Genomic DNA, 24,827 nt, shown 5'->3' with positions numbered 1-24,827 from the left:
CGCTCGAAAGCCCCGCCATTCAAGCGGCAACGGGGGGTGTTCTGGCGCTAAAGGTCGGATGTGCGTGCCGGGTCAGCCTTTGAGGCCGCCGCTGAGCAGGTCGAGGCGCCAGAAGCGCTGCAGGAAGAGCAGCAGCGCGATGAGCGGGATGACCGACACGGCGGCGCCGACGATGGCGATGCCGTACAGGGCGGGCTCAGAGGAGCCTTTGGCGAGCAGGGTGTAGAGGCCGACGGTGATGGGGAAGCGGGATTCGTCCGACAGCATGATGTACGGCAGCAGGAAGTTGTTCCACGTCCCGACGAACTGGAGCATGAAGATCGTCACCATGCCGGGCACCATCATGGGCAGCCCGATGGAGCCGAGGATGCGGTACTCACTGGCCCCGTCGATCCTGGCGGCCTCCAGGGTGGCGTCGGGGACGGACGACAGCGCGTACACGCGCGCCAGGTAGATGCCGAACGGCGAGATGAGGCTGGGCAGCAGGACGGACCAGTAGCTGCCGACCAGGTTCGTCTCGGACATGATGAGGTACTGCGGGATGGCCAGGGTCATGCCGGGCACGAGCACGCCGGCCAGGATGGCGTAGAAGAGCACGGTACGGCCGCGGAAGTCGTACTTGGCCATGGCGTAGCCGGCGAGGGTCGAGATGAGGGTGGAGGCGGCGGAGCCGGCGACGGCGTACAGCGTGCTGTTGGCGGCCCACAGCAGGAAGCGGCCGTCGCCGTAGGCGAACAGGTCGCGCAGGTTGTCCAGGAGGCCGGTGCCGGGGGCGAAGGTGAAGGTGGAGAAGAGCTCGCCGCTGGACTTGGTGGCGGCGACGACGACCCAGGCGACCGGCACCAGGCAGTAGAGGGCGCCGGCGAGCAGGACGAGGGTGGGCAGGATCTTGGCGCGCTGGTGCGGGAGGAGGTGGCCGCGGGCGGCCCCGCCGGTGCGGGTGGCGGCCCCGCCCCCGGCCCCGGCCCCGCGAAGGCCGCCCGTCTGGGTGGCGGCGGTCATGAGAGACCTCCGGAGGCGCGCTTCTGGGTGAGTTTCAGCAGCACGACGGACACGACGAGGGTGCCGGCGGCGAGGATGACGGAGGCGGCCGAGGCCAGGGGCAGGTCGTCGCGGATGAACGCGTCGCGGTAGATGTGCATGAGCGGCACCCAGGTCTGGGAGATCTCGGTGGTCATGGGGGCGAGCGTGGTCGGCTCGCCGTACACCTGGAGGGTGCCGATGAGCGCGAACAGGCCGGTGAGCACGAGCGCGGGCGCGACGAGCGGGATCTTGACGTGCCAGGCGATGCGCCATTCGGAGGCGCCGTCGATGCGGGCGGCGTCGGACAGCTCGGCGGGGATGCCGCGCAGCGACGTGAAGATGATGATCATGTTGAAGCCGACGCCGCCCCAGATCGCGATGTTGGCGAGCGAGGGGTAGATGCCGTCGCCGGCGAGGAACGGGATGCCGCCCAGCCCGAGCTCCTTGGTGAAGTAGCTGAAGGGGCTGGTGGAGGGCAGGTACATGAAGCCCCACAGGAGTGAGGCGGTCACGCCGGGGATCGCGTACGGCAGGAAGATGGCGGTGCGGGCGAAGCGGCGGCCGCGGGCGCCCGCGTAGTCGAGCAGGAGCGCGAACAGCAGCGCCAGCCCGAGCGTGAGCGGCACGCTGATCAGCCCGTAGAGGGCGAGCCGGCCGAACCCGGCCCAGAACTCGGCGTCAGTGAGCACCCTGGCGTAGTTGTCGAGGCCGACGAAGATCTCCTGGCGGGTGCCGAAGATGCCGGGGCCGGTCAGGCGCAGGCCGCGGGCGCTGAGGTAGACGGCGTACCCGATGGGGACGGCGAGGAAGGCCAGGAACAGCAGGACCGCGGGGGCGACGAGGAGGTACGGCGCCCGCGTCCTGCGGCGGGCGCTCTGGGGACCCTGGAGGCTCGTCACGGGCCGGCGACCTTGAAGCCGGTGGCCTTCATGTCGTCCACGACGACCTGCTGCGTCTTCTGCAGGGCCTGGACGAGGGGTGTCCTGTCGCGGATGGCGGCGGCCATGGCGTCCTGGAAGGCGCTCTGGGCGGTGCCGACGTTCGGGCCCCAGCTGATGTGCGGGATGGTGCGCTGGGCGGCCTTGGCGGCGACCTGCCAGTAGTCCTTCTGCTCCGACACCAGCTTGGGCGGCTCGCTGGTGGTGGTGGCCTGCTGGCCGGCCAGGGACGCGGGGTACTCGCCGGCGGCGATCTGGATGTCGTAGGCGGTCTTGTCGGTGTTCATCCATTTGGCGAACGTGGCGGCGGCCTGGGCGTGCTTGCTGTTCTTGGTGACGGCGATGGCGCTGCCGCCCTGGAAGGCGACCCGGTCGTCGCCCGGGGTCCACTGGGGCAGCGGCGCGATGGCCCAGTCGCCGGCCTGCTTCTCGGCGATGCCGTACAGGACGCCGGGGCCCACAGGGCGCTCGGCCAGCTCAGGATCTTGCCCTGGTTGAGCTGGTTGTTCCATTCGGGGGTGAGCAGCGGCTCGGCCTTGACGAGGTCCTTGTCGATGAGGCCCTGCCAGTAGGCGGCCACCTCGGTGGAGGCGGTGTCGGCGATGCCGACCGTCCAGGTCTGGTCCTGCACCTTCCACCAGGTGGCGCCGGCCTGCTGGGCGAGCCCGGCGAAGTTGCCGAACTCGGCGGGGGCGAAGGTGGCGAGGTAGGCGTCGGGGTCCTTCTTGCGGACGTCGGCGGCCACGGTGGCGAACTCCTGCCACGTCTTCGGCACGGCGATCTTCAGCTCGTCGAAGCGTTTCCTGTTGTAGACCATGACCATGGGCCCGACGTCCTGCGGCACGCCGTAGACGGCGCCGTCGAAGCTGGTCAGCGACCACACCTCGGGCGTGAAGGCGTCCTTGATGTCGGCGGTGTAGGCGGAGATGTCGGCCAGCGCGCCGGCGACGATCATGGCGGGGATCGTCTGGTACTCCAGGCAGGTGGCGTCGGGGGCGTTGCCGGCGCGGCTGGCCGTGAGCAGCTTGGTGGCGGTGTCGGTGCCGCCGCCCGCGTCGGTGTGCTTGACCTGGATGTCGGGGTGGGCCTTGTTGAAGGCGGCGACCTTCTCCTTCTGGCCGGCGCTCCAGCACCAGAAGTTCAGCGTGACCGGCCCGGTCTCGGCGGCCTGCGTGGCGGCCTGGGTGGCGGCCGTCCCGCCGCCGTTCGTGCCGGACGAGCAGGCCGCCAGGGCGACGGCCAGGCCGAGCGCCGCGAGCGAGCCGGGGACCCCTCTGATACGCATCCACGTCTCCTTCCGCACAAAGTCCCGGAGTCGGCTTTGCAGGGAAGCCAACCTAGAGAAAGAGTGAGGCGCATGTCACTACTTGTGCACACATTTCCTGAGTGTTATGTGCGCCGGGAGGCGTGTTAGCTTTGCGGCGAAACCAAGAGCGGGAGGGTGGCGCTGATGGAGGCCGGGGGCCGAAGATGGGGCGGCATGTGGGACGCCTTGCCCGACGCCGCTCGCTCCATCGTCAAGGAGCTGATCATCCACGGCCCGCAGTCCAGGACCGCGCTGGCCAGGACGCTGCACCTGTCCACCGGCAGCCTGACCCGGCTGACCAAGCCGCTGATCGACGCGGGCCTCCTGGTGGAGGGCGAGGTGGTGCACGACCCGGTCAACGGCCGGCCGACCCGCCCCCTCGACGTGGCCGCGGCCGAGCACCGGTTCCTGGGGCTGAAGCTGACCGCCGACCGCGTGCACGCGGTGGTCACCGACCTGCGGGCCGAGGTGATCGCCGGCCGCGACGAGGCGATCGCCGACCACGACCCCGAGGCCGTCTGCCGCCAGGCCAGGCGGCTGCTCGACGAGCTGTCGGACGGGCTGCCGCGCGGCGCCGGCACGCCCGTCGGCGCCGGTGTCACCATCGGCGGCAACGCCCGCGCCTCGACGCAGATCGGCGGCGAGCAGCTGGTGGACGCGCCGTACCTGGGCTGGGAGCAGGTGGAGCTGCGGCCGCTCATGGAGCGCGCCCTGGGTGTGCCGTGCGTGGTCAAGAACGACGTGGCGGCGCTGGCGCACCAGCACCACTGGTTCGGCCCCGGGCGCGGGCTGCGCGACTTCGCGCTGGTCACCATCGGCGCGGGCATCGGCTACGCGCTCATCGTGCACGACCACCTGGTGACCGCGGCCGAGGCGGACCTGGGCATGTTCGGCCACATGGTGCTGCATCCCGGCGGGCCGCTGTGTCCGGAGGGGCACCGCGGGTGCGCGGCGGCGTACCTGTCGAGCTGGTCGATCGAGCGCGCCGCGGGGCTGGCGCTGCGGCGGGAGGTCGGCTACGACGAGGTGATGCGGCTGGCCGCGGCCGGCGACCGGGTGTGCCTGGCCCTGGTCCGCGAGGCCGCGCACGCCCTGGGCAGGCTCATCGCGATGATCGCCACGATCTCCATGGTCAAGACCGTGGTGCTGGCGGGCGAGGGCGTGGAGCTGGCCCGCCTGGCCAAGGACGAGCTGAGCCGGGCCGTGACGGCCAACCGGCGCGACGTGCCGGGCTCGGTGAACGTGGTCGTCGAGGCCGACGACTTCCGCGAGTGGGCCCGCGGCGGCGCCGTCGTCGCCATCCAGAGCTTCGTCACCGGCAGCGACTGAGGAGGACAGCACAGGTGAAGCGGCAATCGGCCAGGCTCGGCGACATCTGGGTCGGCGTCAACTTCTGGTCCAGGGCGGGCGGGCCGCGCATGTGGCGCTCGTACGACCCGGAGGTCGTCTCCGAGGAGCTGGCGGTCATGCGCGCGCACGGCATGACCGTCACCAGGAGCTTCTTCTACTGGCCCGACTTCATGCCCACCCCCGACACCCTCGACGAGGAGCTCGTCGCCCGCTACGCCGACTTCCTCGACCGGCACCAGGCGCTCGGCATGCGCACGATCCCGACGTTCATCGTCGGCCACATGTCCGGCCAGAACTGGGACCCCGCCTGGCGGCAGGGCCGCGACCTGTTCGGCGACGTGTGGTTCGTGGCCCGCCAGGCCTGGTACGTGCGCGAGCTGACCGCCCGCTTCAAGGACCACCCGGCCGTGGCCGCCTGGCTGCTGACCAACGAGGTGCCCATCTACGCCGACCAGCGCTCGCGCGGCGTCGGCACGCTCGACCACGAGCAGGTGGCGAGCTGGGCCCAGATCCTCATCGACGCCGTCCGGGCCGGCGGCGGCACCCAGCCCGTCTCGATCGGCGACGGCGCCTGGGGCGTGGAGGTCACCGGCAACGACAACGGCTTCCGCGTGCGCGAGCTGGCCGGGCTGGTCGACTTCCTCGGCCCGCACGTCTACCGCATGGAGACCGACCCCGTACGCCGGCATCTCGGCGCGGCGTTCGTGTGCGAGCTGCTCGACCTCGGCGGCAAGCCGGTGATCATGGAGGAGTTCGGCCTCACCAGCGACTACACCAGCGAGGCCGACGCCGCCCACTACTACCGTCAGGTCCTGCACAACACCCTGCTCGCCGGCGCGAGCGGCTGGCTGACCTGGAACAACACCGACTACGACGACCTGTGGCAGGACGAGCCCTACAGCCACCACCCGTTCGAGATGCACTTCGGGCTGGTGGACGCGGCCGGGCGGCCCAAGGCGCAGGCCCTGGAGGTGCGCGACTTCGCCGCCCTGATCGAGCGGGTGGACCTGGCGCGCTGCTCCCGGCCCGACGCGCGGGCGGCGCTGGTCGTCTCGTCGTACCTGGAGAGCGGGTACCCGTTCACGCACCCCCAGGACGCCACGGTCGTCTTCGACGTGTGCCGGCAGGCGTACGTGGCGGCCCGCGAGGCCGACCTGGCCGTCGGCGTGGCCAGGGAGAAGGACGGCATCCCGGACGACTGCCTGCTGTACCTGCTGCCGTCGGCCAAGCAGCTCACCGCGCCCGGCTGGCGGGCGCTGCTGGAGCGGGCCCGCGACGGCGCCACCGTGTACGCCTCCTGGTTCGCGGGCGAGCACGCCTACCAGCGCGGCTCCTGGTGGCCCGGCCTGGACGCGATGTTCGGGGTGCGCAAGCAGTCACGGTACGGCCTGGTCGAGCCCATCACCGGCGACCGGGTCACGCTCACCATGACAGCCGCGCTGGGCGACCTGAAGGCCGGGGACGAGCTGGTCTTCCCGGTGGCGGGGAACGCGAACGCGCGCTCGTACCTGCCGGTGGAACCCGACGGGGCGGAGGTGCTGGCCCGCGACGACGCCGGCCGGCCCGCGCTGCTGCGGCACGCCGTCGGCGCCGGCTGGATGGTGCTGGCCGCCTACCCCTTCGAGTACATGGCGGCGATCACCCCGAACGTCAACCCCGAGCCCACCTGGCGCCTCTACCGGGCGCTGGCCCGCGCCTCGGGCGTGGACGAGCCCGTCTCGTTCGACACGCCGCTGGTCAGCGCCGCCCTCATGCGGCACGAGGACGGCCGCGTGTTCGTGTGGTGCGTCAGCCAGGCCGGCACCGAGGTCAAGGCCGCGCCGGCCGTGCGCTCCGGCACGCTGCGCGACGAGCACGGCGCCCCCGTCAGCGTCGTCGAGCTGCCGCCGTACGGTGTGCGGGTGCTGGAGCTGGCATGAGGATCACCGACGTCGAGGTGCTGGTCACCTGCCCGGGACGCAACTTCGTGACGCTGCGCGTGCACACCGACGAGGGCGTGCACGGGCTCGGCGACGCCACGCTCAACGGCCGCGAGCTGGCCGTCGCCTCCTACCTGCGCGACCACGTGGCGCCCTGCCTGATCGGGCGCAACCCGTTCCAGATCGAGGACATCTGGCAGTTCCTCTACCGCGGCGCCTACTGGCGGCGCGGCCCCGTCACGATGACCGCGATCGGCGCCGTCGACATGGCGCTGTGGGACATCAAGGGCAAGGCCCTGAACGTGCCCGTCTACGAGCTGCTCGGCGGCGCCAGCAGGACCGGCGTCCTCGTGTACGGGCACGCCAGCGGCCAGAGCGCCGGCGAGGCCGTGGACGCGGTCGGCCGCTACCTGGACATGGGGTACAAGGCGGTCCGCGTGCAGGCCGGGGTGCCCGGGCTCACCGGCACGTACGGCGTGGGCCGCGGCGAGCTGTTCTACGAGCCCGCCGCGGCCGGGCTGCCCGCCGAGGACGTCTGGAGCACCGAGAAGTACCTGGCCACCGTGCCGTCGCTGTTCGCCCGGGTGCGCCAGGAGTACGGCGACGAGGTGCGCCTGCTGCACGACGCCCACCACCGGCTCACCCCCGTCCAGGCCGGCCGGCTGGGGCGGGACCTGGAGCCGTACCGGCTGTTCTGGCTGGAGGACGCGGCCCCCGCCGAGCAGCAGGAGGCGTTCCGGCTGATCCGGCAGCACACCACGACGCCGCTCGCCGTCGGGGAGATCTTCAGCACCATCCACGACGCGACGCTGCTGCTGCGCGAATACCTCATCGACTACCTGCGCATGACCGTCGTGCACGGCGGCGGCATCACCCACCTGCGCACCGCGGCGGCGTACGCGGACGTGCACCAGGTGCGCACCGGCTGCCACGGCGCCACCGACCTGTCGCCCGTCGCCATGGCCGCCGCGCTGCACTTCGACCTGTCCGTCCCGAACTTCGGCATCCAGGAGTACATGCGGCACACCGCCGAGACCGACGAGGTCTTCCCGCACGCCTACACCTTCTCCGACGGTTACCTGCATCCCGGGGACGCGCCCGGGCTCGGCGTGGACTACCGGGACGACCTGGCGGAGCGGTTCCCGTACCGGCGGGCGTACCTGCCGGTCAGCCGGCTGGAGGACGGCACCATGTCCAACTGGTGAGCGTTCGACCGGTGAGCGCCCGCGCCCGTCACGCGCGGGTGCGGGCCATGAGCAGGGCGACGTCGTCCTCGGCCGGGCCGTCGCCCACGATCGCGCCCACCACGGCGGCGCACAGGCCCTCCAGCGTCGGCATCCGCACCGCGCCCGCCAGGGCCGAGCCCAGCCGGGCCATGCCCGCGTCCAGGTCGGCCTGCCGGGTCTCGATCAGGCCGTCGGTGTAGAGGGCCAGCAGGGTGCCCGCGTCGAGATCGAGGCTGTGCGACTCGAACGCGCCCATCCCCAGGCCGATCGGGGTGCCGCTGGGCAGCGCCGGGAACGTCACCTCGCCCGACGGCGCCACCACCGCGGGCGGCGGATGCCCGGCGGCCGCCATGGTGCAGCGCCTGGTCGCCGCGTCGTAGACGGCGTACAGGCAGGTGGCGCCTGCGGCGTCGAGGTCGCCGCACGACTCGTCGGCCACCAGCCGGTCGAGGTGCGCCAGCAGCTCGTCAGGGGGCAGCTCCAGGTACGTGAGGGTACGCACGGCGGTGCGCAGGCGGCCCATCGTGGCGGCGGCGTTGATGCCGTGCCCCGTCACGTCGCCCACCACCAGCGCGATCCTGGGGCCCGGCAGGCGGATGACGTCGTACCAGTCGCCGCCGACGCCCTCGTGCACCGCCGACGGCAGATACCTGGAGGCCACCTCGACCGCGCTGCCGCCGCACAGCTCGCGCGGCAGCAGCTCCCGCTGCAACGCCAGCGCCGTGGTGCGCTCGCGCGTGTAGCGGCGCGCGTTGTCCAGGCTCAGCGCCGCCCGCGCGACCAGCTCCTCCGCCAGGACCAGGTCGTCCCTGGTGAACGGGGCGGGGTTGGCGTTGCGGACGAACACGGCCACGCCCAGGATGTCGCCGCGCGCCTCCAGCGGGACGATGATCAGCGTGTGCATGCCGGTGCCGTGGATGATCCGCGCCCGGTCCGGGTCCTGATCCAGCCACGAGCCCGGCGAGGTGTCCAGCACCGCCTCGAAGTGCGGCCGCCGCGAGGCCAGCACCTTCGTGAACGGCGAGTCCGGCGGCACGAACACCGCCGCCCCCAGCGGCCACAACGACTCCGGCACCCCGTCGTGGACCGACGCCACGCCCGCCCGCCGGAACACCGGGATGCTCGCCTCCGTGGCCGGCAGCCGCTGCAACGGCTCGGCGTCCGGCAGCGTCTCCTCCGACAGGTCCACCGTCACGTAGTCCGCCAGCACCGGGACCGCCAGGTCGGCCAGCTCCTGCGCGGTCTTCCTGATGTCGAGCGTGCTGCCGATCCGCACGCTCGCCTCGCGCAGCAGGGCCAGGCGGTCCCGCGCCCTGCTGTGGCTGATGTCCAGGGCCAGCGAGCACACGCCCAGCGGGCGGCCGCTCACGCCCTCCAGGCGGAACAGCGACGTCGACAACGTCAGCGCCTCGCTCCCGTCCGGCGCCGCCCAGCGCGCCTCACGGTCGATCATCGGGGTGCCGTCGGCGATCACCCTGCGCATCGCCTCCTGCGCCGCCTCCGTGTCCACGCCCGGGACGGGGTCGGTCAGGGAACGGCCGAGGTGGTAGTGCGGGAAGACCCGCTCCAGGCGCTCCGCCGCCCCGTTCAGCCACACGCAGCGCAGGTCCGTGTCCCAGATGGCCATCGCGACGGGGAAGTGGGCGATGAGCGACTCCAGCAGGGAGCCGGTGCCTCCGGACAGGTCGTCGGCGGCGGGGATGGCCGAGACCAGCCAGGACTCGCCGGCCCTCTCGGTGGCCAGGGGCGCGACCTCGACCCGCACGACGACCCGGGCCCCGTCCCGCCTGCGCACCTCCACCAGCCCGGCCCGCGCATCCGGCCCACCCGCCGGTATCCCGGTATCCCCCTCCCACCCGACCCACCGCCCTCGGGCACGCTGTGCTGGGGCGCGCTGTGCGGCGGCGCGCTGCTCGCGGGCGCCACATCCTCCGGCGCGCCCTCCCCCGGCCCTCGCGCCCGCCCACACCGCGCCCGCAGCGCCGCGCCCGCCGCGCTGTGCTGCGGCGCGCTGCTCGCGGGCGCCGCGTCCTCCGGCCCGCCCTCCCCAGACGCGCCGCGCGCGGGCGCGCTGTGCTGGGGCGCATTGCGCTGAGGCGCGCTGTTCGCAGGCGCGCCGGGCTGGGGCGTGCTGTGCTGGGGCGCGCTGCTCGCGGGCGCCGCCGCCTCCTCCGCCGCGCCCTCCCCGGCCCTCGCGCCCGGCCGCGCCACCCTCCACCGCGCTGGGCTGCGGCGCGCTGCTCGCAAGCGCGCTGGGCTGGGGTGCGGCGTCCTCGGGGTGCCGGGCTCGGGGGCCGTGGGGGTCGGTCGCGGGGTGGGGTGGTGGGGTCGGGTTGGAGGAGCAGGGTGGCGGGGCGGCCGAGGACGTCGGCGCCGGGGTAGCCGGTGAGCTCCTCGGCGGCCCGCGTCCAGCCGATCAGGACCCCCTCGCCGTCGATCACGGCGACCGCCGGGACCACTCCGCGCGGCCCCTTGCCGGGTGCGCTCATGTCATCACCCATCCGTGCTCGGGAAACGAGCCTCACCCCTCCCCAAAATAACCACGCCGCCGTACCGGCATTCCCCCTTGACCAAGCCTTGTCCGGACATAAACGCATATGCGGCGTCAGCCTTGCCCGCGCGGGGCAGCCCGCACCGCATGGCCCACCATGAACCCGCGCCCCACCACGACCCGAAGCACGGCCGCCGCCTTCCCGCCGTGCTCGAGGACCCGCTGCTGAACAAGGACACCGCGTTCACCGAGGAGGAGCGGGAGAGCCTGGGCCTGGACGGCCTGATCCCGCCGGTGGTGGAGAGCCTGCACGAGCAGGCGGCCCGCGCGTACGAGCAGTACCGCCGCCAGCCCTCAGACCTGGCCAAGAACATCTTCCTGGCGGGCCTCCAGGACCGCAACGAGGTGCTGTTCTACCGGGTGCTGAGCGACCACCTGCGGGAACTGCTGCCCATCGTGTACGACCCCACGATCGCCCAGGTGATCGAGAACTACAGCCGCGAGTACCGCCGCCCCCGTGGCGTCTACCTGTCGATCGACGACGTGGACGGCATCGAGCGCGCGTTCCGCAACTTCGGCCTCGGCGAGGGCGACGTGGACCTGATCGTGGCGTCCGACGCGGAGCAGATCCTCGGCATCGGCGACTGGGGCCTGGGCGGCGGGGCGGGCATCGCGGCGGGCAAGCTGGCCGTCTACACGGCGGCGGCGGGGATCGACCCGGCCCGGGTGGTCCCGGTGGCGCTGGACGTCGGCACCGACAACGAGGCGCTGCTCAACGACCCGTTCTACGTGGGCGAGCGGCACGCGCGGGTGCGCGGCGCCCGTTACGACGCCTTCATCGAGGCGTACGTCTCGGCGGCCACCCGCCTGTTCCCGCACGCGCTGCTGCACTGGGAGGACTTCGGCCCGTCGAACGCCCGCCGCATCCTGGAGCGCTACACGGACCGTATCCCGACGTTCAACGACGACATGCAGGGCACGGGCGCGATCGTGCTGGCGGCCCTGCTGGGCGCGATCCGGGTGACCGGGGAGCGGATGCGGGAGCAGCGGATTGTCGTGTTCGGCGCGGGCACGGCCGGGATCGGCATCGCCGACCAGCTCAGGGACGCGATGAGGCGCGACGGCCTGGACGAGGAGGAGGCCGTCCGCCGCGTCTGGGCGGTGGACAAGCAGGGCCTGCTGACGCTCGACGTGGGCGGCCTGCGCGACTTCCAGCGCCCCTACGCCCGCCCCTCCTCGGAGGTCGAGGGCTGGGACAGGGACGAGGGCGGCGGCATCGGCCTGGCGGAGGTGGTCGCCCGCGTCCAGCCGACGGTGCTGCTGGGGACGTCCACGGTGCGCGGCGCGTTCACCGAGGACGTCGTGCGCTCCATGAAGACGGAGCGGCCGATCGTCTTCCCCCTGTCGAACCCGACCGAGCGCATGGAGGCCCGCCGGAGGACCTGCTCGCCTGGACCGGCGGCCATGCCTTGGTGGCCACGGGCGTGCCGTTCGAGCCGATCTCGTGCGGCGGCGTCCGGCACGTCATCGGGCAGGCCAACAACGCGCTGCTGTATCCGGGGGTGGGCCTGGGCGTGGTGGTGTCGCGGGCGCGCCGGGTCAGTGACGGCATGCTCCAGGCCGCCGCCGAGGCGGTCGCGGGCATGGTGGACGTGTCGGCGCCGGGCGCGTCGCTGCTGCCGGAGGTGGAGAATCTGCGTGTGGTCTCCGCCACGGTCGCCGTCGCGGTGGCCAGGCGGGCGGCGGAGGAGGGGCTGGCCCGCGCCGAGCTGGGCAATCCCGTCCAGCAGGTGCAGGACGCGATGTGGCAGCCGCGCTACCGGCCGGCCTCCGGCGGGAGCCGCGAGAGGCGCTGACGTTTGCCGATCTCCAGCGTGGAAAGCTGGGACAGGGCCCGCGGACTCCTCCCGGCCCTCGGCGGGCAGAATGGTCATGGTGTTCGAGTTCGAACTACGGTGTCCGATCACGGCCGACCTCGGCCTGATCCGCGATCTGGTGCGCCTGCACGGCCGCCACAGCGGGCTGTCCGAGCGGCGGCTCGAGGATCTGGTGCTGGCCGTGAACGAGGCCGTCACCAACGTGCTGGACCACGGCGGCAAGGCCGGCGTCGTCACGGCGCGGGCCGAGCGCGGCCAGGTCGTCGTGGACATCCTCGACTTCGCCGGCCTGCTGACGCACGACCACCTCGCCTCGGCCGGCCTCGACCACACCGCCTCGCACGGCTACGGCCTGTGGGTGATCCAGAACCTCTGCGACGAGGTCGTCCTCGAACGGACCGAGCACGGCTCGCTGCTGAGCCTGCGCGTGCGCGAGCGCCACCCGGCCGGAAGCGGCGACCGGCACTCCGCCGGAAACCACGACCAGCTCGACGGCTGGCACGACGACGACTGGCACGACGACGACCAGCGGCAACCGGCCTCCCACTGACGGCCTCCCGCTGCGCGGCCGGCCACTCAGGGCGACACCCGCCGGCAGCGCCCCCGGGTCAGATCGCCCGCTCGACCCCGTGATCCGGAGCTAGGTTCGACGTATGCGGAACGCAGGCACGGGCCCCGGCCCGATCACCCCCGACGGATCCCCTGTGGACTTCTACTCCCTGCTCCGGCCCGGCGGCGAGCCCGACCTCGTCGCCGGTGTCACCCCGCCCGGCGGCTCCGTCCTGGAGCTGGGCGCGGGCGTCGGCCGGGTCACGCACCCTCTCGTCGACCTCGGCTTCGAGGTCGTGGCCGTGGACGAGTCCCCCGAGATGCTGGCGCTGGTGCGCGGCGCGCGCACGGTGGTGGCGCGCGTGGAGGAGTTGCGGCTCGGCGAGCGCTTCGACACGGTCATGCTGGCCTCCCAGCTCGTGAACACGGCCGACGACGCCGCCCGGCAGGCGCTGCTGGCTGCGTGCGCGCGGCACGTCAAGCCGGGCGGGGCGGTGCTGATCCAGTGGATGCCCGCCGAGGCGCACGACCGCTGGCACGTGGGGATGGGCCGCACCGACGGCGACATCTCGATCACGATGGCGGCCGTCGAGGAGGTGTCGCCGGGCGTCTTCCACGCCACGATGCGGTACGCGCACGGCGACGACCGCGTGTGGACGCAGTCGTTCTCCTCCAAGCGGCTCACCGACGACGACCTCGCCGCCGCGCTGGAGGCGGAGGGGCTGCGGCTGGACCGCTTTCTCACCGAGGACCGCACGTGGGTGGTGGCCGTCCCGGCGTGATCTTCCAGCCGGGCGCCTTTACGATGTAGATCGAATCTGCCCCGAAATACTGGAAAATACTGGGACTGCTGGTACAGTCGCGCCATGAGTGACCGGCTGGACGATCTCGAACGGCGGATCGACGAGCTGCGGGCCGGCGTGCGCAAGGCGATGCGGGTCAGGGACGGCGCGACGGCCCGCGTCCTGCGCGCCGAGCTGCGCAGCGCCGAGCGCGCCTGGGACGCCCTGGTCAGCGGCCGGCCGCCCCAGGCCAAGGAGGAGCCGCAGCCGCAGAAGGCCGCCCTGGTCACCGTGCGCGAGCAGGTCCACCAGGGGCTGCGGCTCCTGGGAGCGGCCGCCCAGCCCCGGCTGATCGTGGCCGTCAGCGACGCGTTCTTCGGCGGCACGATCCGCAGCAGCCAGCTCACCAGCCTGCGCAGGGACGAGGAGCGCTCGTTCCGCTCCTCTCCCTTCGGCCGCCCGTACTACCTGTGCGCGGCGCTCACCGACCGGCTCTCCCCCGCCCGCGGCCTGCTCACGCTGAGCACGTGGCCGCTGGAGCGGCGCGTGGTCGGCCCGCTGAGCCCCCGCGTCGACTTCCTCACCTGCGCCATCGCCACCGCCACCGCCATCGAGGAGCGCGACTCCGACGACGAGCGGGCCCTGCGCTTATTGGTGCGGATGGCCAGGAACATCCCCGGCGCCACCGACGGCACGCTGGGCCCGCCCGACCCCGGCCGGGTGGCCGCGGCGGCCCGCGCGGAGCTGCTCGTGCACGCGGAGCGCGACACGCGGGATCGCGCCGAGCTGGCAGAACGCGCCACCGCACAGCTCGGTGACGCCGCGCGGCTGTTCGGCGCCGCTACGCTGAGCACGATCAAGAAGGAGAACGCCAAGTGAGCGGCTTGAAGCGGGAAGGCGACCACGTCCACCGGCTGGACGCGTTGCGGGGCACGACGCCGCAGCAGCCGCACGACGCGCGCGCCATCGCGGCCCTGGCCGCGAACCCGGGCTGCGCGCGCCGTGCGCTGATGGACGGCGCCGGCATCGACAAGGACGCCGCCGCCCGGCACCTCGGCTTCCCGGCTCCGTTCGGCCAGTCGCCGTTCGCGATCACGCGCGGCAACATGTTCGAGGCGCTGGTCAAGGCCGACGGCTGCGCGGAGCTGCTGCGCATGCTGCGCGAGGTGCTCGGCCTGCCCGTCGCCGAGGTGTCCTACCACGACGTGGAGAACGTCGGCGCGCACCTGCGGCACGCCCACACCAAGGCGCTGTTCGACCGGGCGGCGCGCGAGGGCCACGACGCCGGCACCCTGTACGACCATCCGCTGCTGAGCCTGCGCATCGCCGGGCACACCGCGTACCTGGAGCCCGACGTCGTGGCCTTCCAGCTCGGCGGGCGTTTCCACATCGTGGAGATCAAGTCGTTCGCGGTGATCGACGGGCAGGCCGACCCGGCCGCGGTGGCGGCGGCGGCCCGGCAGGCTGCGGTCTACGTGCTGGCGCTGCGCAACCTGCTGGAGGAGCTGGGCCACGACCCGCTGAAGGTGTCGCACGACGTGGTGCTGGTCTGCCCGGAGAACTTCGCCAACCGGCCGGTCGCGACCCTGGTCGACGTGCGCAAGCAGCTCGCGGTGCTGCGCCGCCAGCTCGCCCGGATGACCACGCTCGACCGGCTGCTCGAAGGGCTGCCCGACGACCTCAGCTTCGACCTGCTGCCCGACGAGGACGGCCGGCCCACCAGGCCGGTGGCCGAGCTGGCCGACGCGCTGCACAGGACCACCGCCCGGTACGCGCCCGACTGCCTGTCCACGTGCGACCTGTGCTTCTTCTGCCGCGACGAGGCCCGCCAGGAGGGCGCCTCCGACCTGCTGGGCCGGCAGGTGCGCGACGAGCTGGGCGGGGTCGCGTCGGTGGCCGAGGCGCTGGGCCTGGCCGACGGGTCCCGCGACCCGGCCGAGGGCCAGGAGGAGATCGCCCGGCTGCTCCGCAACGCCGAACGCCTGCGCAGGGAGTGCCTGAATTGACCCCGCCCGCCGCGAAGAAGCCCGCGATGATCACGCCAGTCGCGGAGAGGCCCGCGATGATCCCGCCGACCGTCCGCCTGCCGCGGAGAAGCCCGACATGAGCCTGCTGACCTCGCTCGCCCGGCTGCGCGCCCTCGACGAGGGCATCGCGCAGCCCGTCGCGACCGTCCGGCACTGCCACCTGTCGGCGCGCCCGATGGTGTTCATCCCGCTGAAGCTGTCGGGCGAGGCCGCCGCGCCGCTGGCCGCGATGCTCGGCACCGACCGCGCCGATCCGGCGCTGCTCGTGGTGACGCAGCCGCGCAACCGCGACCTGCGCTTCGCCTGGGCCGCGCAGGTGGCGGAGGTGCTGCTGCCCTACATCGAGGGCTTCATGAACGACACCGAGACGGTGGAGCGCAAGAACACCGACCCGTACGAGCGGGCGATCGACGCGCCGCAGCTCATCGTCCCGAACCAGGGCGGCGTGGCCTTCACGCGGCTGCTCGGCCGCTCGACCCGCTTCCGCCGCACCGACGGCCCCTACCCGGTGCCGGAGTCGGTGCCGCTGCTGGGCCGGTGGCTGACGTATCTCGGGGAGCGGGCGGCGTACCCGGGCTCGTCGCTGATGCTGGCCGCCACGGAGGAGCTGGGCCGCCACTGGGCCAGCGGGCAGAGCTCGCTGGAGGACGCGAACCTGGCCGCGCTGCTCGCGTGGATCACCACGGGGCCCACGGACGAGGCGGAGGATCCGCTGATCTGGCCGCCGGCGGGCCCGGCCACGGACCCGGGGTTCGACGCGGAGGTGCTGGCGCCCGCGATGGAGAGCGGGTCGGCCGAGCGCGTCACCGAGGCGCTGCGTACCCAGCTCGAACCCACCTGGCGGCTCATGTGGCAGGCGATCGACCTGCTGGCGGCGCTGCCGGAGGGCGCGAGCGTGGCGCAGCGGTGGGAGCAGGACCGCGGCTCGTTCAGCGGCATGGCGGTGCACATCGCCGAGGGCGCGCCGCCGCAGGCGCGGCGCGACGGCGCGGTGGCCGCGGCGGCGCGGCTGGCCCGCATGGAGCGCGCCCAGGCCGCCTACGACGTGCAGCGCGCCTACGACGACCCGCTGGTGATGGCCGAGTACCGGCTGACCGGCGAGGCGTTCGCGGGCGAGGTGATCGAGACGGTGCCCGACAACACCGAGGGCGAGGGCCGCTCGCGCAAGCTCCGCCCGCTGGTGGTGATCAAGACCGACGATCCGGTACGCCTGCCGCCGGGCACCACGCTCGGCACCCCGCAGCGCCGCAGCCAGGGCGCCGAGCTGGTGGAGGCGGCCGAGGGCCTGGTCACCCTCAAGATCACGAAGGGGATGGGCCGGGGCAGGACCGCCGCGCCCGGCGCCGTGCCGGAGGTCGGCGAGCGGGTCTGCTACACCTCCCTGACCGACGACTTCCAGGGCTCGCCCGCGCTGCCCGAGCCCGAGGCCACGCCGTGGACGCACGGCGGCCCGCCGCAGGAGTACGTGCCCGACGACGAGGACGCCCAGGAGGAGTGGTCGTGACCACGGAGCAGCTCGCGCCGGAGCAGGTCATCAGGAACGTGCTGGCCGACCTGCCCCGCCACCGCGGCGTGGTGGTCGACTCCCCGCCGGGAGCGGGCAAGTCCACGCTGGTCGTACGCGCGGCGGCACACATCGCGGCCACCGGCGAGCCGCTGATGATCGTGGCGCAGACCAACGAGCAGGTCGACGACCTGGTGGCCCGGATCAGCGACAAGCACCCGCACCTGACCGTGGGCCGCCTGTCGGCCGGCGGGTACGTGCCGCCGCTGCGCATGCTCGAGCTGCCCGGCGTCCGCGTCGGCACCCGCATCCAGGATCTCGGCGACCCCGACATCGTCATCGCCACGGCCGACAAATGGGCGTGGATCGGCGACCGGGTGTGGCCGTGGGCGATCGTGGACGAGGCGTACCAGATGCGCTCGGACAAGCTGCTGCGCATCGCGGGCCTGTTCGAGCGGGCGCTGTTCGTGGGGGATCCGGGCCAGCTCGACCCGTTCTCGATCGTGGACGGCGACCGCTGGTCGGGCCTGTCGTGGGACCCGTTGCAGAGCGCGGTGTCGGTGCTGCTGCGGCACAACCCGGACCTGCCGGTGCACCGGCTGCCGGTGTCGTGGCGGCTGCCCGCGTCGGCGGCGCCGGTGGTGTCGCAGGCGTTCTACCCGTTCACCGGGTTCCGCTCGGGCACCAATCACGGCGACCGGTGGCTGGAGCTGTCGACCGGCGGCATGGGCACCGTGCACGACCGGGCGCTGGAGGAGGCGGCCCGGTCGGGGTGGGCGCTGCTGGAGCTGCCGAACCGGCACACCGTGCGCACCGACGGCGAGGCCGTGCAGGCGGTGGCGCTGCTGGCCGAGCGGCTGCTGCAGCGCGGCGCGGTGGCCGGGTCGGAGCAGGGCGAGCGGCCGGTGACGGCGGACCGGATCGCGGTCGGGGCGGCGCACCGGGACCAGGTGGCCGCCATCCGCGCCGCCGGGCTGCCCCCGGAGATCACCGTGGACACCGCCAACCGGCTGCAGGGCCGCGAGTACGACGTGACGATCGTGCTGCACCCGCTGTCGGGCCGCCGCGACGCCACGGCCTTCCACCTGGAGTCGGGGCGGCTGTGCGTGCTGGCCTCGCGGCACCGGCACGCGTGCGTGGTGGTGGCCAGGGCGGGCATCGCCGAGCTGCTGGACGCGCACCCGTCGGCGGAGCCGGTGCAGCTCGGCGTGCCGGTGAAGTTCCCCGACGGGTGGGAGGCCAACCAGTCGGTGCTGGAGCACCTGTCCAGGCACCGCGTCTGATCTCCAACGGCTCCGCTTAGGGGAGGCGGCGCTGCCAGACGTCGATGGCCATGACCTGGCGCATCCCCGCCGACTCGTACAGCCCCAGCGCCGGCGTGGTGTTGTTGGAGTCGACGTGCAGGATCGTGCCCTTGCGCCCGCGCGCGGCGTCGGCGGCGAACGCGTGCCGCAGCAGGAACCGCCCGAGCCCGCGCCCCCGGCAGGCGGGCAGCACGGCCAGCGTGGCCACGTAGCCGCAGCCCTCGTCCGACAGGAACTGGTCGGTGCCGATGATCACGGCGGCGGGCTCCCCGTCGAGGCGGGCCAGGGTGAGCTGGCTCCAGTCGGTCGTGCTGGCCGCCTGCCTGCGCTCGTACCACTGCTCGTAGGTGACCTGGACGAACCCGAAGTGCTCGGCGAACCCCTCCTGGTGCACGCGGTGCGCCTCCCGCCGCACCTCCTCGCTCTCCCCCGAGTGCAGGGTGACGCCGGCGGGCGGCTCGGGCGCCTCCACCGGGCCGTCGTGGTCGATGCGCATGCGGTGGAAGCTCGTGCCGGGCGCGAAGCCCAGGGCCTCGACCCGTGCCCGCTTGGCCTCGTCCGTACGGTAGACGCCGGTGTGCAGCGTGACGGCGTCGTGGCCGCGTTCCTTGCCCAGCTCGGCGGCGCGGGCGAGGACGGCGGGCCACAGCTCGCCGGCCAGGCCGCTCACGCCGGGGCGGACGACGACCTCCACGTCCACGAGGTCGCTGTCGCCGTTGCGGCAGGCCCAGGCCCAGCCGTCGAGCCGGCCGTCGGCGTCGTGGGCGAGCCAGCCGTCTCTGTCGCGGTCGAAGCCCGGCTCCACGAGCTCGTCGGCGATGTCCTCCAGCGTGGAGTCGGGGGCGCCGATGACGGCCGTGTCGGACGCCGCGACGAGCTCGTGGATGGCCGCGGCGTCGTCCACGCGCGGCCGGCGGATGGTGTGCATGACCAGGATTGTGGTGGAGGCGTCCGGTCCGGCGCCTCCCCTTTTTCCGCCGGCGGCCGGGGTGACGGCCCTCTCCCCCGCTTTCAGCCGGCGGCCGGCGTGACGGCCTTGTCCCCCGCTTTCAGCCGGCGGCCGGCGTGACGGCCTTGTCCCCCGCCGCCCCCGCCTGCCCGGCCGGTCCGGCGCCGCGCAGCGGGATCTCCTTGACGAACGCCGCCAGCACCGGCACGACGATCGCGAAGGCGATCGCCCACCAGAACACGCCGGAGATGGAGACCGCCAGCGACTCCAGCAACCCGGTGCGGGCCTGGGCGGGCAGCTGGGCGACGGCCGCGGGGTCCATCCTGGCGCCGTTCCTGGCCAGGCCGTCGGCGGCGCGCGCCCCGAAGCGGGCGGTCAGCTCCGACAGCAGGTGGTTGTTGAAGATCGCGCCGAACAGGGAGACGCCGAACGAGCCGCCGATCGAGCGGAAGAACGTGCTGGCGCTGCTGGCGACGCCCAGGTCCTTCTGCTCGACGCTGTTCTGGGCGATGAGCATCGTGGTCTGCATGAGGAAGCCCATGCCGAGGCCGAGCACGGCGATGTAGAGGCCGGTCTCCCAGGAGGGCGTGCCCACGTGCATGGTGGACAGCAGCCACATGCCGGCGACCATGCCGACGCCGCCGATCACCGGGTAGATCTTGTACTTGCCGGTGCTGGTGATGGCGCGGCCCACGAAGATGGACACGACCATGGCGGCGCCCATCATGGGCAGCATCAGCAGGCCGGAGTTGGTGGCGGTGGCGCCCTGCACGAGCTGCTGGAACAGCGGCAGGAAGTTGATCGCGCCGAACATGGCGAAGCCGAGCAGGAAGCCGATGACCGAGATCAGCGTGAAGTTGCGGTTGCGGAACAGCTGCAGCGGCATGATCGGCTCGGCGGTGCGCCGCTCGGCCACGACGAACGCCGCCAGGGTCACCGCCGCCAGCGCGGCCAGGCCGAGGATCTGCCACGAGCCCCAGGCGTAGTCGTTGCCGCCCCAGGTCGTGATGAGCACCATCGCGGTGATGCTGACCGACAGCAGGAACGCGCCCGCCCAGTCGATGCGCACGTTCCCCCGGTCGACCGGCGGCAGGTGGAGCTGCGTCACGATGAGCACCAGCGCGACCGCGCCGACCGGCAGGTTCACGTAGAAGGCCCAGCGCCAGTCGAGGTGGTCGGTGATGAAGCCGCCGACCAGCGGCCCGGCGATCATGGCCAGGGACATGACGCCGGCGGTGATGCCCTGGTACTGGCCGCGCTCGCGGGGCGGCACGAGGTCGCCGATGATGGCCATGACGTTGACCATGAGCCCGCCGGCGCCCAGGCCCTGCACCGCGCGGAAGGCGATCAGCTCGGCCATGCCCCCGTCGGGGCCGCCGAACATCGCCGAGCCGGCCATGCCGCACAGCGCGGAGCCGGCCATGAAGATGACGATCGAGACGATGAAGATGGTCTTGCGCCCGTAGAGGTCGCCGATCTTGCCCCAGATCGGGGTGGAGACGGTGGTGCCCAGCACGTACGCCGTCACGACCCACGACAGGTAGGTCAGCCCTCCTAACTCTCCCACGATGCGCGGCATGGCCGTGCCCACGATCATGTTGTCCAGCATGGCCAGGACCATCGCGAGCATCAGGCCGGGCAGCACGACCATGACCTCACGGCGGCGTCCGACAGCCTCCGCCACCCTTGCCCCCCATAGATTGTTGAACATTTGCTTACTTGCCGTCCGGCAAGCGTAAGATAAGGTAGATACTTACTTGCCGGCCGTCAAGTAGAAAAGGTGCGAAGTGCGGGAAGACACGCGAACCCGAATCCAGGAGATCGCGCTGAGGCTGTTCACCGAGCAGGGCTACGAGGCGACCTCCCTGCGGGAGATCGCCGAGGAGCTCGGCGTGACGAAGGCCGCTCTTTACTACCACTTCAAGACCAAGGACGACATCGTGGCGAGCCTGGTCGAGCAGCGCCTGACCGAGCTGGACGAGCTGCTGGAGTGGGTCAGGAGCCGGCCCAGGTCGCCCGAGACGCGCCGCGAACTGGTCGAGCGCTACGCCGACAACATCCGCGCGACCCGGCACCTCGGCATCGCCCGGTTCCTGGAGCGCAACCAGACGGCGCTGCGCGACCACCCCACGCTGATCAAGATCCGCGAGCGCATGATGCAGCTCACCTCGGAGATCAGCGAGCCCGGCGCCCCGCCCGCCGAGCGCATCAGCCACTCCCTCGCGCTCTTCGCGCTGCACGCCGGCAAGTGGCTGATGAAGGAGGGTGAGCTGTCGGAGGAGGAGATCCACAAGGCGTCCCTGGAGGTCGCCTACCGCTTGCTGGAGCGATGAGAGTTTTCGGCCGCGTCCCGTCCGAATTCGACGATTGGGACACGAATTCGAGGGCAGAAGGCTCGCACGCATCCAGACGGGAGGAGGCGCAGTGGAGGCTACGATGGCACTCCGACTGCCCAGGGATGCGGCGAGCGTCCCGCTGATCAGGCAGATGCTGGACGGCACGCTGCGGTCGCTCGGCGTCGAGCCGCAGGTCCGAGATGACATCGAGCTCATGCTGACCGAGGCGTGCTCCAATGTGATCAAGCACGCGTCGCCGAGCGACGACTACACGGTCAGCGCGTCCGTCCACGATCACCTCTGCGTGATCAAGGTGGTCGACAACGGTGACGGGTTCGACCCGCGCGCGGTGGCGGAGCCCGAGCCGGGCGCCGAGTCCGGGCGCGGGCTGCAGATCATGCGGGCACTCGCCGACGACATCCGCTTCACCAACCGGCAGGAGCACGGGGCGGTGGTCTGCCTGGAGAAACGCCTGCGCTACGCGCCGGGCGCGGCCGGGCAGCATCTCATGGCCACCTGAGGCAGGCCCCTTGGCGGAGCTCCCGCCACATCTCCTGGCCGCACCGGGACCCACGGGTCCCGGTGCGGCCGTTTCATGCGGCCGCACCCCGGTGCGGCCGTTTTTATGCGGTCACACCCCGGTTTTATGCGGTCACACCCCGGTGTGGCGTTCCACGGGGCGCCGGTGCAGGCGCGGGCCGTGGAAGGCGCCGCTCCCCCGCCTCGGCTCCCCGCCGCGCGCGGCGGCGCCGAGCGGGAAACGGCGGCGCAGCCGGGGCGTGCCACCGCGCAGCCGCGCCCGCCGCCGCTCCGGCACCGTCTCCCCGCTGAGCTTCAGCTCCAGCCGGGGCGCCCGGTGCAGCAGCCGCCTCCAGACCCGCTCCCAGCGGGTCAGCGAGGCGACCATCGCCAGGAACGTGAGCATCGCGACGGCCGAGATGAGCAGCACCGCAAGGACGACGAGGATGAGGACGACGGCCAGGGAGCCGATCGTGCCGAGCACTGTCATCATTCGGCGGAAAATGCCCGCCTACCAGCGCTTCATGCCAAAAATTGGGGATAGATCGACCTTACTTCGACCTATTGGTCTGGGCCGCCGTTGAGCTGGTCGAGCCGGCCCGGCAGCAGGTCGAGCCGGCGCAGTATGACGCCCTCGCGCAGCGCCCACGGGCACACCTCCAGCCGGTCCACCTCGAACAGGTCCATCGCCGCGTCGGCGACCAGCGCCCCCGCCGCGAGCTGCGCCGCCCGCCCCTCGGACACGCCGGACAGCTGGGCCCGCTCGGCCGACCTCATGCCGGTGAGCTTGGCGGCCCAGTCGGCCATGTCCTGGCGCGACAGCGAGCGCGAGACGTAGGGGCCCTCGCTGGAGGGCGCCGCCCCGGCGATCCTGGCGAGCTGCTTGAACGTCTTCGACGTGGCCACGGCCCGGTCGGGCTCGCCGTACCTGGCGACGTCGCCGACCGTGCGGGCGATCTCGGCGCGTACGTGCTTGCGCAGCTTGCGGACCTCCTCCGCGGACGGCGGGTCGCCGGTGAGCCAGTCGCGCGTCAGCCGCCCGGCGCCCAGCGGCAGGGAGACGGCCACGTCGGGCTCCTCGTCCACGCCCGCGGCGATCTCCAGCGAGCCGCCGCCGATGTCGAAGGCCAGCAGCCGCCCCGACGACCAGCCGAACCACCGGCGCACGGCCAGGAACGTCAGCCTGGCCTCGTCGCGCCCGGACAGGACCGCGATGTGCACGCCGCAGCGCTTGTCGATCTCGGCGAGGACCTGCTCGCCGTTGGCGGCCTCGCGGACGGCGGAGGTGGCGAAGGCCAGCAGGTCCTCCACCCCCTTGTCCTCGGCGAGGTGGACGGCCTCCTCGACGAAGCTGCCGAGCCGCTCGATGCCCTCCTTGCCGAGCTTCTGGTCCTTGCCGAGGTGCTCAGTGAGGCGCAGGTCGACCTTGTGGGAGTAGGCAGGCATGGGCCGGGCGCCGCGGTGGGCGTCGACGACCAGTAAATGGACGGTGTTCGAGCCGATGTCCAGCACGCCGAGTCGCATGACAGAAAGCTACCGGTCTGCGGCTTTTACGGTGAAACCGAGGTGACAGGGGTCGAGCGCGGCGGACATGGCGGCCTCCAACGTGAGGTGCGGGGTGACTGAGTGCTCACGCAGGAGGGCGCACGACGCCCCGTGCCGCAGCGGGCCCGGCGCGGACATGGCCACGGCCAGCGCCCCGGCGGGGGTGACCCGGGCCGGCCGCGTGATCGTGGGCATGTTTCAGGGACTACCCTTCCTTGGTGTCGTGACACTTTGGGGGGACTGTTGAGCGCTTGTTGTGGCCCGAGCCGCGACACCGCCGCCGAGCCGGCCGGGCACGCCGCCGTCATGAGTACGGGGATCACAACTGTGCGGCGGGCCGCGCCGGGCGGGCCGCCGCGCGGGATGGTGCGCATCCCCGGCGGCACGTTCCTCATGGGCGGCGACGACCCCGACGGGCGCCCCGAGGACGGCGAGGGGCCGGTGCGCGAGGTGCGCGTCGACCCGTTCTGGATCGATCCCACCTGCGTGACGAACGCGCAGTTCGCCACGTTCGTCAAGGAGACCGGCTACGTCACCGAGGCCGAGCGGATCGGCTGGTCGTTCGTGTTCCGCCAGTTCGCCACCGCCGGGGTGATGGAGGCCACGGTGCCGGGCGCGCCCTGGTGGGCGGGCGTGGAGGGCGCCACGTGGCGCACCCCTGAGGGCCCCGGCTCGACGATCGGCGACCGCCAGAACCATCCGGTCGTGCACGTGTCGTGGCACGACGCCACCGCGTACGCGGAATGGGCGGGCAAGCGGCTGCCCACCGAGGCGGAGTGGGAGATGGCGGCCAGGGGCGGGCTGGAGCGCAAGCGCTACCCGTGGGGCGACGAGCTGGCGCCCAAGGGGCGGCAGCGGTGCAACATCTGGCAGGGTCACTTCCCGACGGCGCCGAGCAAGGGGACGATGCCGGTCAAGTCGTTCCAGCCGAACGGGTACGGCCTCTACAACGTCTCCGGCAACGTGTGGGAGTGGACCGCCGACTGGTGGGGCGTGGAGTGGGAGCCGTTCGCCGACAACCCGGCCGGCCCCGATGAGGGCACGGCCAAGGTGATCCGCGGCGGGTCGTACATGTGCCACGACTCCTACTGCAACCGCTACCGGGTGGCGGCGCGCACCGCCAACACACCCGACTCCTCGACCGGGCACACCGGGTTCCGCTGTGCGGCCCTAGTCTGATCG

General features: G+C 72.7%; 22 protein-coding genes and 2 pseudogenes. 13 read left to right on the top strand and 11 right to left on the bottom strand.

Annotated elements, in window-relative coordinates; translation table 11 throughout:
- Positions 1-72 precede the first annotated feature (72 nt).
- The 4 genes from KIS93_RS00260 to KIS93_RS00250 are packed head-to-tail and all read right to left on the bottom strand — an operon-like array spanning position 73 to position 3,246.
- On the bottom strand, positions 73-1,002 hold the full coding sequence (locus KIS93_RS00260) for a carbohydrate ABC transporter permease (protein ID WP_080040326.1): 930 nt from the start codon (positions 1,000-1,002) through the stop codon (positions 73-75).
- Positions 999-1,922: a carbohydrate ABC transporter permease gene (locus KIS93_RS00255; RefSeq protein WP_080040327.1), complete on the bottom strand. Its 924-nt coding sequence runs from the start codon at positions 1,920-1,922 to the stop codon at positions 999-1,001. Before KIS93_RS00255 ends, KIS93_RS00260 begins: the two co-directional genes overlap by 4 nt.
- A complete protein-coding gene (locus KIS93_RS64290; RefSeq protein WP_420895842.1) occupies positions 1,919-2,359 on the bottom strand; it encodes a type 2 periplasmic-binding domain-containing protein in 441 nt (146 codons plus the stop codon). Before KIS93_RS64290 ends, KIS93_RS00255 begins: the two co-directional genes overlap by 4 nt.
- Complete coding sequence (locus tag KIS93_RS00250; RefSeq protein ID WP_222107149.1) at positions 2,245-3,246, bottom strand: ABC transporter substrate-binding protein; 1,002 nt, start codon at positions 3,244-3,246, stop codon at positions 2,245-2,247. Before KIS93_RS00250 ends, KIS93_RS64290 begins: the two co-directional genes overlap by 115 nt.
- Positions 3,247-3,441: 195 nt before the next feature.
- On the opposite strand from KIS93_RS00250, the gene KIS93_RS00245 reads away from it, so the two are divergent.
- Genes KIS93_RS00245 through manD form a run of 3 tightly spaced genes read left to right on the top strand, consistent with a single transcriptional unit; the run spans position 3,442 to position 7,741 of the window.
- On the top strand, positions 3,442-4,596 hold the full coding sequence (locus tag KIS93_RS00245) for an ROK family transcriptional regulator (RefSeq protein WP_186403491.1): 1,155 nt from the start codon (positions 3,442-3,444) through the stop codon (positions 4,594-4,596).
- A gap of 14 nt (positions 4,597-4,610) precedes the next feature.
- Positions 4,611-6,536, top strand: a complete 1,926-nt coding sequence (locus tag KIS93_RS00240; protein ID WP_222107148.1) for a cellulase family glycosylhydrolase — start codon at positions 4,611-4,613, stop codon at positions 6,534-6,536.
- A complete protein-coding gene (manD, locus tag KIS93_RS00235; protein ID WP_080040330.1) occupies positions 6,533-7,741 on the top strand; it encodes a D-mannonate dehydratase ManD in 1,209 nt (402 codons plus the stop codon). The genes KIS93_RS00240 and manD overlap by 4 nt, the downstream gene beginning before the upstream one ends.
- Before the next feature lie 28 nt (positions 7,742-7,769).
- On the opposite strand, the gene KIS93_RS00230 is transcribed toward manD, so the two are convergent.
- Both KIS93_RS00230 and KIS93_RS68710 read right to left on the bottom strand, forming a co-directional pair.
- On the bottom strand, positions 7,770-9,557 hold the full coding sequence (locus KIS93_RS00230; protein WP_222107147.1) for a SpoIIE family protein phosphatase: 1,788 nt from the start codon (positions 9,555-9,557) through the stop codon (positions 7,770-7,772).
- Between the two features lie 544 nt (positions 9,558-10,101).
- Positions 10,102-10,251, bottom strand: a pseudogene (locus tag KIS93_RS68710) (PAS domain-containing protein); the annotation flags it as partial.
- 149 nt (positions 10,252-10,400) lie between these two features.
- On the opposite strand from KIS93_RS68710, the pseudogene KIS93_RS00220 reads away from it, so the two are divergent.
- The 7 genes and pseudogenes from KIS93_RS00220 to KIS93_RS67185 all read left to right on the top strand — a co-directional run bounded on the left by KIS93_RS00220 (position 10,401) and on the right by KIS93_RS67185 (position 18,275).
- Positions 10,401-12,109, top strand: a pseudogene (locus KIS93_RS00220) (NAD-dependent malic enzyme).
- 70 nt (positions 12,110-12,179) lie between these two features.
- Entirely contained in the window at positions 12,180-12,680 is a 501-nt protein-coding gene (locus KIS93_RS68705; protein ID WP_080040332.1) for an ATP-binding protein, read from the top strand.
- 103 nt (positions 12,681-12,783) lie between these two features.
- The gene (locus KIS93_RS00210; protein ID WP_080040333.1) at positions 12,784-13,461 is read left to right on the top strand and encodes a class I SAM-dependent methyltransferase; all 678 of its coding nucleotides are present in this window, start codon (positions 12,784-12,786) and stop codon (positions 13,459-13,461) included.
- An 84-nt stretch (positions 13,462-13,545) separates the two neighbouring features.
- Positions 13,546-14,340, top strand: a complete 795-nt coding sequence (locus KIS93_RS00205; RefSeq protein WP_080040334.1) for a hypothetical protein — start codon at positions 13,546-13,548, stop codon at positions 14,338-14,340.
- Positions 14,337-15,467, top strand: coding sequence for a hypothetical protein (locus KIS93_RS00200; protein ID WP_080040335.1), 1,131 nt, complete (start codon positions 14,337-14,339; stop codon positions 15,465-15,467). Before KIS93_RS00205 ends, KIS93_RS00200 begins: the two co-directional genes overlap by 4 nt.
- Positions 15,468-15,564: 97 nt before the next feature.
- Positions 15,565-16,992 carry a hypothetical protein gene (locus KIS93_RS00195; RefSeq protein ID WP_080040336.1) on the top strand — a complete coding sequence of 476 codons (1,428 nt, stop codon included), beginning with the start codon at positions 15,565-15,567 and terminating at the stop codon, positions 16,990-16,992.
- Positions 16,989-18,275 (top strand): AAA family ATPase, encoded by a 1,287-nt coding sequence (locus KIS93_RS67185; RefSeq protein WP_268966985.1) that lies wholly within the window; start codon positions 16,989-16,991, stop codon positions 18,273-18,275. Before KIS93_RS00195 ends, KIS93_RS67185 begins: the two co-directional genes overlap by 4 nt.
- Positions 18,276-18,291: 16 nt before the next feature.
- Here KIS93_RS67185 and KIS93_RS00185 read toward each other — a convergent pair whose 3' ends face one another.
- Positions 18,292-19,224, bottom strand: a complete 933-nt coding sequence (locus tag KIS93_RS00185; protein WP_080040338.1) for a GNAT family N-acetyltransferase — start codon at positions 19,222-19,224, stop codon at positions 18,292-18,294.
- Positions 19,225-19,345: 121 nt separating this feature from the next.
- The gene (locus KIS93_RS00180) at positions 19,346-20,929 is read right to left on the bottom strand and encodes an MDR family MFS transporter (RefSeq protein ID WP_230466321.1); all 1,584 of its coding nucleotides are present in this window, start codon (positions 20,927-20,929) and stop codon (positions 19,346-19,348) included.
- Positions 20,930-21,032: 103 nt separating this feature from the next.
- Here KIS93_RS00180 and KIS93_RS00175 point away from each other — a divergent pair, with 103 nt between their 5' ends.
- Both KIS93_RS00175 and KIS93_RS00170 read left to right on the top strand, forming a co-directional pair.
- Complete coding sequence (locus KIS93_RS00175; RefSeq protein WP_080040340.1) at positions 21,033-21,578, top strand: TetR/AcrR family transcriptional regulator; 546 nt, start codon at positions 21,033-21,035, stop codon at positions 21,576-21,578.
- A 103-nt stretch (positions 21,579-21,681) separates the two neighbouring features.
- Positions 21,682-22,101 carry an ATP-binding protein gene (locus KIS93_RS00170; RefSeq protein WP_206068941.1) on the top strand — a complete coding sequence of 140 codons (420 nt, stop codon included), beginning with the start codon at positions 21,682-21,684 and terminating at the stop codon, positions 22,099-22,101.
- Positions 22,102-22,233: 132 nt separating this feature from the next.
- On the opposite strand, the gene KIS93_RS00165 is transcribed toward KIS93_RS00170, so the two are convergent.
- The 3 genes from KIS93_RS00165 to KIS93_RS00155 all read right to left on the bottom strand — a co-directional run bounded on the left by KIS93_RS00165 (position 22,234) and on the right by KIS93_RS00155 (position 23,840).
- A complete protein-coding gene (locus KIS93_RS00165) occupies positions 22,234-22,593 on the bottom strand; it encodes a hypothetical protein (RefSeq protein ID WP_080040342.1) in 360 nt (119 codons plus the stop codon).
- A 68-nt stretch (positions 22,594-22,661) separates the two neighbouring features.
- The gene (locus KIS93_RS00160) at positions 22,662-23,624 is read right to left on the bottom strand and encodes a Ppx/GppA family phosphatase (protein ID WP_080040343.1); all 963 of its coding nucleotides are present in this window, start codon (positions 23,622-23,624) and stop codon (positions 22,662-22,664) included.
- 9 nt (positions 23,625-23,633) lie between these two features.
- On the bottom strand, positions 23,634-23,840 hold the full coding sequence (locus KIS93_RS00155) for a hypothetical protein (protein WP_080040344.1): 207 nt from the start codon (positions 23,838-23,840) through the stop codon (positions 23,634-23,636).
- A gap of 45 nt (positions 23,841-23,885) precedes the next feature.
- Between KIS93_RS00155 and KIS93_RS00150 the strand changes: the two genes are divergently transcribed.
- Positions 23,886-24,824 carry a formylglycine-generating enzyme family protein gene (locus tag KIS93_RS00150; protein ID WP_471633769.1) on the top strand — a complete coding sequence of 313 codons (939 nt, stop codon included), beginning with the start codon at positions 23,886-23,888 and terminating at the stop codon, positions 24,822-24,824.
- Positions 24,825-24,827 lie beyond the last annotated feature (3 nt).

Source organism: [Actinomadura] parvosata subsp. kistnae, from assembly GCF_900323885.1.
Classification (GTDB): domain Bacteria; phylum Actinomycetota; class Actinomycetes; order Streptosporangiales; family Streptosporangiaceae; genus Nonomuraea; species Nonomuraea composti.
Note: the sequence above shows the minus strand (reverse complement) of the source record. Positions and strands in the feature narration are given on the sequence as shown.